This is a genomic window from Leptothoe sp. LEGE 181152 (genome assembly GCF_032906605.1).
GTDB classification, from domain to species: domain Bacteria; phylum Cyanobacteriota; class Cyanobacteriia; order Phormidesmidales; family Phormidesmidaceae; genus Leptothoe; species Leptothoe turfae.
In genome coordinates this window covers 1-11,951 of sequence record NZ_JASATU010000035.1, presented here as the reverse complement: position 1 = coordinate 11,951, position 11,951 = coordinate 1, and the positions used below count along the sequence as shown (strand labels likewise).

The 11,951-nt window shown below is 46.4% G+C and carries 10 protein-coding genes; 4 read left to right on the top strand and 6 right to left on the bottom strand.

The window, feature by feature from the left end:
• Positions 1 to 73 precede the first annotated feature (73 nt).
• The 3 genes from QGP82_RS19480 to QGP82_RS19470 all read right to left on the bottom strand — a co-directional run bounded on the left by QGP82_RS19480 (position 74) and on the right by QGP82_RS19470 (position 2,603).
• Positions 74 to 1,462: a folate/biopterin family MFS transporter gene (locus tag QGP82_RS19480; RefSeq protein ID WP_163659918.1), complete on the bottom strand. Its 1,389-nt coding sequence runs from the start codon at positions 1,460 to 1,462 to the stop codon at positions 74 to 76.
• A 159-nt stretch (positions 1,463 to 1,621) separates the two neighbouring features.
• Positions 1,622 to 1,915, bottom strand: a complete 294-nt coding sequence (locus tag QGP82_RS19475) for a hypothetical protein (protein WP_163659916.1) — start codon at positions 1,913 to 1,915, stop codon at positions 1,622 to 1,624.
• 157 nt (positions 1,916 to 2,072) lie between these two features.
• A complete protein-coding gene (locus QGP82_RS19470) occupies positions 2,073 to 2,603 on the bottom strand; it encodes a DUF4330 domain-containing protein (protein WP_163659914.1) in 531 nt (176 codons plus the stop codon).
• A gap of 433 nt (positions 2,604 to 3,036) precedes the next feature.
• On the opposite strand from QGP82_RS19470, the gene QGP82_RS19465 reads away from it, so the two are divergent.
• Complete coding sequence (locus QGP82_RS19465) at positions 3,037 to 3,885, top strand: M48 family metallopeptidase (protein WP_163659912.1); 849 nt, start codon at positions 3,037 to 3,039, stop codon at positions 3,883 to 3,885.
• On the opposite strand, the gene QGP82_RS19460 is transcribed toward QGP82_RS19465, so the two are convergent.
• Positions 3,855 to 4,640 carry a pantothenate kinase gene (locus tag QGP82_RS19460; protein WP_163659910.1) on the bottom strand — a complete coding sequence of 262 codons (786 nt, stop codon included), beginning with the start codon at positions 4,638 to 4,640 and terminating at the stop codon, positions 3,855 to 3,857. The genes QGP82_RS19465 and QGP82_RS19460 overlap by 31 nt on opposite strands.
• 770 nt (positions 4,641 to 5,410) lie before the next feature.
• Positions 5,411 to 6,688: a glucosylglycerol 3-phosphatase gene (gene stpA / locus QGP82_RS19455; RefSeq protein WP_499060730.1), complete on the bottom strand. Its 1,278-nt coding sequence runs from the start codon at positions 6,686 to 6,688 to the stop codon at positions 5,411 to 5,413.
• A 98-nt stretch (positions 6,689 to 6,786) separates the two neighbouring features.
• Between stpA and QGP82_RS19450 the strand changes: the two genes are divergently transcribed.
• Positions 6,787 to 7,431, top strand: a complete 645-nt coding sequence (locus QGP82_RS19450; protein ID WP_163659906.1) for an L-threonylcarbamoyladenylate synthase — start codon at positions 6,787 to 6,789, stop codon at positions 7,429 to 7,431.
• 17 nt (positions 7,432 to 7,448) lie between these two features.
• Entirely contained in the window at positions 7,449 to 7,703 is a 255-nt protein-coding gene (locus QGP82_RS19445) for a hypothetical protein (protein ID WP_163659904.1), read from the top strand.
• 503 nt (positions 7,704 to 8,206) lie between these two features.
• On the opposite strand, the gene QGP82_RS19440 is transcribed toward QGP82_RS19445, so the two are convergent.
• Positions 8,207 to 10,624: a tetratricopeptide repeat protein gene (locus QGP82_RS19440; RefSeq protein WP_163659902.1), complete on the bottom strand. Its 2,418-nt coding sequence runs from the start codon at positions 10,622 to 10,624 to the stop codon at positions 8,207 to 8,209.
• 435 nt (positions 10,625 to 11,059) lie between these two features.
• Between QGP82_RS19440 and uppS the strand changes: the two genes are divergently transcribed.
• Positions 11,060 to 11,845, top strand: a complete 786-nt coding sequence (gene uppS, locus QGP82_RS19435) for a polyprenyl diphosphate synthase (RefSeq protein WP_499060729.1) — start codon at positions 11,060 to 11,062, stop codon at positions 11,843 to 11,845.
• The last annotated feature ends 106 nt before the right edge of the window (positions 11,846 to 11,951 follow it).

The following is an 11,951-nucleotide window of genomic DNA, read 5'->3' as shown; positions in this document are numbered from 1 at the left end:
TGTGATTCGGGTATGAATTGTGAATGTGTAAGGCCTGCGTGTGATGTTAATCACCACCTAATTGGCTAGCGCGTTATGACGATGTAAGTACCGGTTCTGGAGCCGCTGAATCTTTGTCAGCAGCGTCTTCCCCATCGGCCTCAGATAATTCCATGTCTGACGATGCAGACGTGCTAGGGAGCAAAAATAGTAGTGGCAGTGGTAATAACGTCGTGAGACTGGTAATGGTTACGAGCAGCCACAAATTCTCAAAATCTGTCTCAGTCACATGCAACCAATGGGTTAAGAGGGCACCTAGCTCATGGGAAACAAGACCGGCCAGATTGACAATCGACATTAGCAGCGCAAAGAGGGTGGCTTCTACACCAGCGGGGCATAGTCTTGCTGACAAGACCAGCACAGGCATAAACGCAATTTGGCCCATGATGGTAAGAATTGCGCTATCGCCAAGACTAAACCAGTGATCGTCAATACCGATGCTGCGATTCGCATGGGTCACCAAAAGCAATGTGGTCATGCCCCCCAACGCTGCTAGAACGGTAGACCAAGCAAAAATTGTCCGAAATGGAACGGCTTTGAGAAAGCGCTGAAAAATAGCGATACCTACCAGGGCTGCCAGACTGGTGACTAGGCGGACTCGTCCTAGAAATTCAGGCTCGAACCCTAAATCGTTAGTGGTGAAAAAGAAAAAAGCTGAATCAGCACTGGGGGTGGACTGCCAGAGAAACAGAAATAAAGCAGGCATCCAAATGACCCGTTGGCTAAAGGCTGCCTTTAGCTGTTTGACCTGACTCCATACCGTTTGAAAGTTTGCTTTTTCTTGGGCCGGTTCCTCTGCAATCAGCCAGGCGACGACGGAGACAATTAGGGGAAATGTGGCGGTTACCGCAAAAACTACGCGGGTACTTGTTTGCTCCAAGAGTAATCCGCCCAGGTAGGCCGTTAGTACCCCCCCTAGGGCAGACGCCCCCCAGCACAGTGACTGGAGGGTGCCAACTTCGCTCTGGGATTCTTGACGGGCACGCTCGACCACTAAGGAATCCACAATCACGTCTGCGATCGCAACAGACAGCGAACTGAGCAAGATCATCGTGGTCGCTAGCCAAGCGGTATTAGCGAGGGTTGCCAAGGTCAGCCAAGCCGCTGTACCCATCACGCCCGATAAGACTAGATAGGGGCGTCTGCGATAGCCAATGATAGGTAAGCCATCAGATAAGAATCCGAATAGGGGCTTAATGGTCCAAGGTAAGCTAGCGATTCCGGTGAGTGCTGCAACTTCTGCAGGGCTCAGACCTAAATCATCCTTAAGAAAAAAACTAATTGCTAACCGAGCCAGACCTAAGATGCCTTGCACAAAGTACACCAGCAAGATAGCGGTTAACTCAGTAGTCAGGGGCCGACCTAGTAAAATGCGTTTTTCCAAAAATTGCTTAATACCCTGCGAGTCGGCAGCTGCAGTCATGGACGACAAAAACCTTTAAGAAATGTCAATTAATTTTAATCATAACGATTCTCCTGCCATTGCCCCAGAACATTGGCCAATAATCCAAAAAAATGGGGGCAATGATTTGCCCCCTAAGCCCTGAAATTAATTGAGAAAAAGCGGATCAAATGCTATTGACTATGACTTATCGCGTGTATCTAGAGCGTCGAGACGATATTGCTGGATAGTCGTGTCAGTTAGTGAGCCGCTGCTTTTTGTGCGTAGATTTAGCTCATCTAGGCGACGCTGCTGAAGCGTAGTATTGACCAAAGAATCACTGCTCTTCGTGCGCTGATCCAACGCATCTAACCGACGCTGCTGAAGAGTGGTGTCTACTAAAGAATCATGAGTAGGACTTTTAGCTTCAACAGCAGGTGTAATAGCAGCAGCAGCTAATAGAACTGATAAACCAGAAAGTACGAAGCGTTTCATAGTGTGTCCTCCAAAGAAAGGAAGTTTTTAATGCTTTCTTATCTGTGATTTTGGACAACACATCTGAATAGCCTCTGATAGAAGTCTGAGAGCTTTTAAAAAAAGAATGATAGTTGGCTGAGCAAAGAATGTGATTTAAATCACATTCTTTGCCGGATCACTCAAGGATACGAACAGCTACCGTACTAGCTTTAAACGTGTAGATTTTGCCTTCTAATTCAATGGGGGTGCCAATTTTAATTCTGCTATTGCCTAAGACAGGACCATCCTTGGTAATCTCGGCGGTTCCTGTCAGAGTGATCAACATGTCAGCCGTAAATCCTAGTTCAGGTCTTGGATCAGGAAACGATTTCACTGAGCCATCAGGTTGGGGGACGGCAGTGCTACGGGGCAGAGCTTGCACATCTTTGACGGTAACTTGGCCGTAGGGTTGATTGCGAATAATGATTTTGGTAGTGCCTTCAGCCTTCAGGTCGTCTAGAAACTGTTCAGGATTGAGAACAGTCAAACCTCGAGTCATCACATCGACTTCGACCTCCTGATTAACAGCTCCAACTGGGGCCACCGAACCTGAGGCACCAGGGTAGAAAAATATGGCAACTGCCACCATTAGAATAATCAGTCCTGCTCCAATATCTAGGAGACTGATTTTGCCAAATAAGCGGCCTTTAGAATCCAAAATAGCCATAGTTTCTGGCACTCCGAACAATCCCTACTATTTAGACTTAGTGCGTTTGAAAGCGCTGATTAGCCCAAGCGATAATGTAACAGACATGCAACGTCTCTATACAGAATATGCAAAGCAATCGTTAGTATTTAACCATGGGGCATGTCGATTAAATGGGCGTCAGACTATTAAGCAGTGCCTGGGTTGCAGTGTCAAATCGTAGATTGATGGAGTATCCGCCAGTTGACGAATGCTGCCTCCTCATGTGACTGCTTAAGCTGGGTTTAGTGCCCAAATTTACAGTCAATTAACTGTCACAGCCTCCAGATTAAGCCTCGGCAGCTATCGTTATGGTCAAACCATGGACATCAATTGACTGTTGTCGTTGTCCAACTTCAGAGTTGACCGTACCTGTCTTTTGTTTGATTCATCGTTTCACTACAGTAAGCTGACCATGTCTAATGCATTTCTCCGCTGGGGTAATCGCTGGCAACGCCGTTTAGCCTATGGCTTGATGGCTTTTTTCGTGACGTTAAGTTTTGGCGTCTTTACACCAAGACCTGCTACTGCCGGTTTGCTCGACATCATTTTGCCGACGATTCAAGTGTTTCAGATTACCAATATGTCTGATGAGCAGGAAGTTAGTCTGGGTAAGCAGGTTAATCAACAGCTGCTTTCTAGCTCATTTCGACTACATCGAGATTCCTCCCTCACAGCTTATGTAGATCAAATTGGTCAGAGCCTGATTCCCCATAGCGATCGTCCAGATATCCCCTACGTATTTCAGGTGGTTGAAGACGACAGCATTAATGCGTTTGCCACGATGGGGGGGTATGTATACATTACGACTGGTCTGCTCGCCGCGGCTGACAATGAGGCAGAGGTTGCAGGGGTGCTTGGACACGAAATTGGACACATTGCCGAAAAGCATGCCCTTGATCAGATGCGAGATGTTGCCATTGCCCAGGGTGTGGCCGGGGCCTTTGGGCTGAGCCGCAACCAAATGGTGGGGATTGCTGTGGATGTGGCATTGACTCTGCCCAACAGCCGTAGAGATGAGCTTGTAGCTGACGAACATGGCTTTGTCACCATGGGTGAAGCTGGCTATGATCAGACTGGTATGGCAACGCTGATGCAAAAGCTAGATAGTGGCAACAGCCCACCAGCTATCTTTAGCACGCACCCAAATCCTCGTGATCGAGTAGTGCGTCTACAGCAAATGGATAACGAATCAGCAATTCCTTCAGCGACAGCCGGTACTGATACTACAGCCTATAGTTCTCGAGTTTCCTCCTTGCGGTAAGCAGAGATTCCCCAAAACATAAGGTTTGGATCAAACCAGGTTCTATTTACTAGAGCCTGGTTTTGTTGTATCTGATATTGCGCCAGGTAAAGGCGATGGAGATACTCGCCGTCACCGCCTGTGAATAGAATAGATGTGTCAGGATATTGGCTGATCCAGCTGTGAATAAATTCATGGATGCTAGCCAGGATGGTATGAATTACACCGCCTTGAATGGCACTAGGAGTATCCTGAGCCCACCGTGTTGGTAAGTGTGGCGGCGGGCTGAGATGGGGGAGTGCTGCGGTGTAGTGATGTAAGGCAGCTAGATGCGATCGCACGCCCAATAAAATGGCTCCTCCCACAAACGTACCAGCGTCTCCCGCTGTAAATGTCAGTGCGGTACCTCCATCGATGACCAAAGTAGGCCAACTATAGTGCTGACCCGCGCCCCAAAGCGTAACAATGCGATCCAGCCCCATGGTGGGATACACCTTCTCTAAAGGAAAATGACGGAGCCATCGAATCGTAGATATATGTTCCACCCCCCGTGTTTGGCTGGGCACCACTGAAACAGCCCAAATATTGAGAGATTCAATTGGTAAGAGCCGTATCTGAGAGGGGGCATGGGCTGCCAAAATTGAGGATAAGTCTGGGGTGGGTGTTTGGCTATTGACTAGATGTTCATGGTGCCAAACGTGTTGTAAGTGATCATCCTGAAACCAGGCCCAGTGCCATCGCGTATTCCCAATGACGAGGGCTAGCCAATCAATCATTATTGCTTTAACTATTGGCTTAGTACAGATTTATGCGGTCTAAAATTATTCATTAAAATAGGGACCAGTTATTTCTAACTGGTCCCTTTTAACTTGGCAAAACTCAAAAACAATCGCTAGTCTACTGTTAATTTGGTTGGAGAAATAGATAAGATTAAGTTGCTAGGGTTTACGATTCAAATTTGCTACTTGCCTTATATCGATTGAGATTTGGTTGCTTTTTTCAATTACTTGAAATGATGCTAACCCTACTTAGACACATAGCTAAACCTGAAGAAGATTTGGATTTCAAATGTCAGGAACAATTGGATTTGCCTGACAGCTATTCAGTTGTTTCTATAGGATTAATGTAGCACTAGCGACATGGTCTGATCGATGGCCTTTACTCAAGTTTACAACGGTTTATATAAGTCTTCGATTGATTATCTTTATCAATTTAGAAAATTGGTTAGAGTCAGTTTTGTAACGTTTTAGTCCTACTTTAAGGGTTTCATTTTTTGTTGGCTGACTAATATGATCCTTTGTTCATTTAGCTTCGCCAATCATGCCTGCACCATTGCGCAGCGCGGCTGTTATGAGCATGAGATGCCACCGTATCGAGACTATCTGCTTTCCGATTGCACCTTAGGTAGATAGAGCATTGCGATGACAGTTGCCATCGCAATGCTCTAGTATCGGTCCCGGATATTGTGGTTGAGGCGTCGGTGTCGCGAGCCTGCCCAGCTTGATGGCTATACCGCCCAATGAATTCCGAAGCTGACCCTCTCAGGTTACAATTGTCGCCGCCCGTGGGCACCTGTTTCGAATATCTGGCAATATTGCTGATGACCACCAGGAAAAACCACATTTAGCTTTAGCGGGTCGCTATTATCCCGTGGATCACCAGGGCCTTGGGTTACTTTTGAGATACCATTTTGGGTCTCCACTTGGACGGGACGACGATTTTTAAGTTCTCCACCACTGCTGTCGACATAGGCGACGAGATTGCCATTATTAAAGACGTGGCCGATATTTTGGATCAGCTGGAGGAAGTTGCGATCGCTCCCACCACGCTGAAACACCAATCCATCTTCTGTCTCCACAGCCTGGCTGGTAACCGTATCACCAACACCAATGATCAGCGGCATGTGCGCCGGGTCAAAGTCTTGCTTGACCAGAGCCAACATATCATCCATCGTTCTAGGGGCTTGCCGCGCATTAAATCCAATCCCTAAGGGGTGTACCCCTATTTTCTTGAAGTAATAGCGATTAAGTAAAGCCAGTACTCCAGCTTCCTTAATGGCTCCGCGCAGCATAAATTGAAAATCTGTGGTGCCTGAAGTGGTCTCATTGGCCCACCATACAGCTTCGTCACCATTGTTGTTGCGCCCTAAGTTAGGGGCATAGTGCACAAAAAATGAGTCCCCCAAGCCTTTTTCTACAGCCTCTGTCAAAAGCTGATCCATTAGCACTTTCATGTGTTCTTGAATTTGTTGATAAAGCGCTGGATTGGCAAGCTTTTCGTAAAACGTGTTGAGGTTGGCTGTAGGGGATGCCACATTGTCTAGTACTGATGCATTGATGCAGTGGTTTAGAACTTCTGAGGATAAACCGTGGTTAAGGTTGTTCAAAAACTCACGCAGGGCTGTTGTAATCCGATTGGGGACAGATTGAAGAAAAATGAGCTCATCATCACTGACGCCAGGGTGGTTTAACTGGCCGTAGCGGTCCTGCCACTGCACACCTCCGGCTGCTAGCCCTGGTAAGTGACAATCGCTCACGTCTTTCCCTAATGCCTTTTCAATAATGCCGTTAATTCCTCGTTTGCCAATGTGTTCACCATTGGTCAGAACAAAAAAATGACCATCATAGGCTGTGACAGCTTCTACATATGATGGATGGATTTCACGGTTGAGGGGATCTTTAACCAGTCCCATGCACACTCCATCCAAATCTTGAATGATCAGTAGGTTTTCGGTGTGGGTAAGTAACTTAGTGAACGCCGCGTGATCTAAGGAAAACGTTTGCTGATGTAGTGGTACACATGTTTCAAAGCTGGAGGTGACCATAGGACTTTTGTTAAGAGAATTAGCCGTTTTCGTAAAAATACGGTAGCACTCGTTACGATACAGTTTGCAGTAGCGAGTCACGAGTGAGGGCTCGACCCATGGCTACAATTTATACTCTCCATCCAGAGTCGCCTCAATTGTTTAAAGTCGAGAAAATTCGTAAGCAGTTGCAAAGTGGTGCGGTGATGCTCTACGCCACTGATACTGTTTATGCTATTGGCTGTGATTTGCTGTCTAAGAATGCCATTAAGCGGGTACGGCAGCTCAAGAAACTGTCAAATGATAAACCCCTGACATTTCTGTGCTCGTCGCTGTCGAATATTGCTGAGTATGCCTATGTCAGTGATCCGGCCTATCGGACAATGCGTTATCTGGTGCCAGGACCCTATACATTTATTTTGCCTGCGACAAAATTAGTGCCGAAGCTAGTGATGAATCCTAAACGTAAGACGACAGGGATTCGGGTGCCGGATAGTGCAGTGTGTCAGGCACTCTTGAAGAGTCTGGGCAACCCGATTATTTCCACGTCGGCCCATACGGGGGATATGGATGAAGCTTACTTCTCTCGCTATGAGTTGTTTGATGCTTTAGAGAAGCAGGTTGATCTGATTATTGATAGTGAAGCTGAGCCGAGCTATCTGGCATCGACGATTTTGGATATGACTGAAGATGAGCCAGTCATTCTGCGTAAAGGCTTAGGCTTTGATGCCGTCGAACAATTCGCAGCAGCAGCAATTGAGTAGATCCAGCCAAGGTTTTAGTGGCAACAAGTTCCTATGACACCATTGGTAATGTGTTTTTCTCTCCCATGATTCACATTGAGCCTATGGCACTGAAGCACCTCTTAGTGATTATCTCTGCGTTTCACATACTCAGCACAAAGGCTATCTTCGAATGGATTTATTATCTGGAAGGGCTGTCTCAGGATGATCAAGTTGTGTTCGAGGCTGTGAGCGATGACGGTATTGATGCAACAACGTTGCGATCGCGACAACAAAAAGAGAACGCCAATTGATATGATGTGTCAAGAATAGGGCTACACAGGTCTTCATTCGCATACTAATCAATATTAATGATTTCTGTAGCTGTAACAGTTTTTTGTGATTGCTATTTTTTAGGGAAGATAGTGCCTGAAAATGAATAAAACTTCTTGATTAAAGGCAGTATTTTTACCTTTTACAATACGTGGTTTTTGATTGGAAAGTGAGATGCGCAAAAAAAAAGACTGCCGGTTTGCACCGCACAGTCTAATCATTGGCTTTCAGAATCAAAGAGACTAGATCGTACTGACAGCTACCTTCTGTCTCGGGGAAGATTGCTGATGTGCTCGTTCGGCACATTTCTAGAATAGTCAGTAACTTCGATAGTTGGATAAATCGCTGATGAAGAAATCAGTATTTCGTATGATCTGCCTATAAAACCCGCCTGTAGATAGCGGCTTATACTGGGACTCACTGATTTTCAAAATGAACAGGCTGTTTTTTTAATATCAATTGATTTGACTCTACAGTCAGTCATTTAACCTAATAGTTTTTCTACTCGGTTAACCTGTTTTTGGGCATGAATATCAGAGTATAAAGCTAGGGCACGATGCCAGTGCTCATGGGCAGTATCTTTTTGATGAAGGCTCATATAGCTATGTCCTAGTTCCACATGGGCATTGGCTAGGTCGCACTTGGCACCAATGCTATGAAATAGGGCAATGGACTGTCTGTGATAGTCCATTGCCCTATCCATATGCTGACGCTGGCGGGCAATGGTGGCTAATCCAGTCAGAGCTTTTGCTTTTACTTGTAGATAATGGCCAACATCAGCAAATGTGAGGGCCTGCTGATGTAATGTTTCAGCTTGTTCCATATCCCCTAGCTGACCATAGGTTTGCCCCAAAAGCTGGATAAAATAGGCGAGTCTGCCTGACTTTGGACTGTGATGGGCAAAGGTGCTGAGGCATTGGCTAGCGAGGGTGTGGGCAGCTTTCGTTTGATTATGATAGGCCAGGGCCAGGGCCAGGGCAACCATTGCCTTATCTGCCCAAGCCTGATGTGGGGTATCTTGCCCAAGTTCTATAACGGTATTAAAGGCTGCTTTGGCTTGGTCTAGTTCCCATAGATCCATGGCATACAGTCCCAGGCTCAACCGTGAATCGATGTTTAACATCTGGAGGTAATAGTGGTTGAGGGAATCTGCTGGATCCGTAATCGCTAGTCGCTGCTGAGTAGTTGAGATCGCACCTTGCTGACATTCAATGGCCTGACTAATTTCCCCCGTAATCCAATAAATATCGCCCAGAATATTACGGAGTTCGCTCACCTGGGGCAATGGGTCAGGTGCCGTTTCCAGATGGGATAACACTTCTAAAATTAATGTGCTGACAGGTTGCAATAAGCCCATGCGATACAGGCTACTGGCCAGGGGTAAGAACTGTTGCCATTGGTTATGACGGCTCTGCAACAGCACCTGTGCTGCTGCCTGATATTCATCGATCGCAACATAGTGATAGTAGGCTTCCAATGCTTTCTGAGCATCTAGCAGTTCTGTTAGTTTCTCTATGCTATTAGTCCAATACTGGGCAGCTACCTGATTAGCCTGATACCAGAGGTCGCTTTGTCGTAGCCGTTCAATCGCGACAGCACGAATGACTGGATGCAGCCAATATTGGCCATTTTCCATCTCAATCAGTGAGCGGTTGCGAAGAGATGAAATCGCCCGCTGACCGTCGGTACTGTTACATTGAGCCAGAACAGCAGGCAGCGATAGTGTAGCAATGGTTTGATAGCGATAACAGCTCAGACGACACAAGAGTTGATACGCTATGAGGTCGAGGCACTGGAGTCGATTGATTTGGCTGATGACCAGGTTATTTAAATCAATCTCTGCTAACGGGTCTGCGCCGTAAGCTTGCCAATAGGCCTCTAGGTCACCATTGAAATCAGTTTGTACTGTACTACATAAAATCTCCATTGCCTTGGCGTTACCACCATAGGCACGGTGTAACCTCTGCAAAATCTTGTCAACCTCAGGTAGGCGCAATTGATGATATGTAAAACACTGTTGCCAATCTGTAAAGGTGAGACGAGGTAGGCGATAATGATACGCTCGGATGCCTGGCTCACAGAGACGATCGCGGCTAGTTATTAAGGTTGTTGCATTAATGGAAAAATCCGCTAACAACTTTAGGAGTTCTGCATAACAACGAGCCTCAATAACAAATTGTCCATCACCATCTAGAGCGGGCTCAAGGTTGTCAATGAGAATACCAACGCGTTTTTGTTTTAGATGACGTTTTAATCGACTCAGGCTAATACTCAAGTCCTGACCGGGTTCATCATTGAGATCCTGACGCAGCCACTCGTCGAGAATATTTTTAACCGCAGTTAAGCTGGAGGTTTCCTGCGCAATACGCCACTCTAGCACTACATCGAATGTCATTTGCCGTAAATAATGCTGGGCGAGGGTGGTTTTGCCTAGCCCGCCCTCACCTTGAATAACGATGATTTTGTGCCCTTGATGACTAATGGTATTGATTGTTTCAAGCGCTGCGCTCCGACCAATAAAATGTGGATCTAAAATTGGCGATTCGCTGTTTGGGATCGTTTTTTGAGTGGATTGCGAGGTATGCGATGCACTAACGCGGGGCCAGGCTTCCTCAGCAACGTGCACCATTTTGCGTTTGGCACGTTTCAGCCAGTAGACCAGCCGTGAACGGTAATTACCCTTAGTAATGCGCTCCCCTAATACATCGGAAAGCAAGCGCCATAACTGAGACGCGACATCTTTTACATGACCTTCACTATAGCCAGCAATGGTTGCGATCGCACGGTAGGTTTTGCCTCCCCATACCTGCTTCAATATGCAGCATTGCAGGTCACTGAGGTGTTGTCCTGTTTTCTCATAGAGTAGATAATCCGTAAATTCGATAGCAGTATCGACACCCATCGGCCACAGTCAATGGAAAACCATTGATAGACTACCGTTATCTTCCAAGCCATTGCGCATAGGATATTCCGACTTTTTCAGACCTTTAAATTCAAACCCTTACCTACAATCTCAGACAAAGAACCCTATAGGGTGTAAACAAGCAAGGGGGTACACTGGTCTGACCTGTCTTTTAATCAAAGGATTTTGATGCACTTTCTGTAGTCTGCTGTTCATAGATTATAGAGACGTCTAAATTTCAATGATTTAGGGCATCCTTGAATCATGTCACCGTTCTTAGTTAAGGAGCGTTGTGTGGATGATTGTATGAAAGTCAATGGTTTCGTAAGAGCCAATATTTTAATTTTTCCTTGAACTTGACTATATCGGTTGCGTGACAGCACAGACAGGCCATTCACGTTTAAGGCATATTTGGAGCAATACGTATCTGCAATTATGACGATCCAAACTCTGAAAACTCTACCGTCTGACCTTGACCCTCGCGGTCTACCTAACCACGTTGCTGTGATTATGGATGGCAATGGCCGCTGGGCTCAGAGCCAAGGTTTACCCCGGATTGAAGGCCATCGTCGAGGGGCCATTGTGCTCAAAGATTTGCTGCGCTGCTGTAAGGATTGGGGGATTGGAGCTCTAACTGCCTATGCCTTCTCGACTGAGAATTGGCGACGTCCCCACGAAGAAGTCGATTTTCTGATGGTTCTGTTTGAGCGCTTGCTACGCAAAGAGTTAGCGGAAATGCATGCAGAGGGGGTACGTATTCGTTTTATTGGTGATCTAGACGGTTTACATACATCCCTGCGTCGTGAAATGGAACGCTCTATGGAGCAAACCAAACATAACGATGCTGTGGAGTTTAATGTTGCTATCAATTACGGTAGCCGCCATGAAATTACTCAGGCCTGTCGCTCGGTTGCTGAACGTGTTGAGCAGGGTGAGCTGTCTGCTGATGCGATTACTGAAGAGCTGTTGGAACGTCATCTCTATACTTCTGGCTGTAGCGATCCAGATCTGTTAATTCGCACCAGTGGCGAGCAGCGGCTCAGCAATTTTTTACTATGGCAAATGGCCTACGCCGAGATGTACTTTACTAATGTATTTTGGCCCCAGTTTGACCGCCAACAGTTTCACCAGGCACTGCTAGCCTTCCAAAATCGCGATCGCCGATTTGGAGCCCTGTCAGAACCCGTAAAAGCTAAGGCCTTGGACTTTGTAGAAATTTGAAGAGAGGAATGCACTAGGAAGCGGCAATAGGCGATAAAGAGCAAAACCAAAAGAAGCTCAGCCTATTGCCATGAATGTGCAAGATCGTATCAATCAACTCAACCAA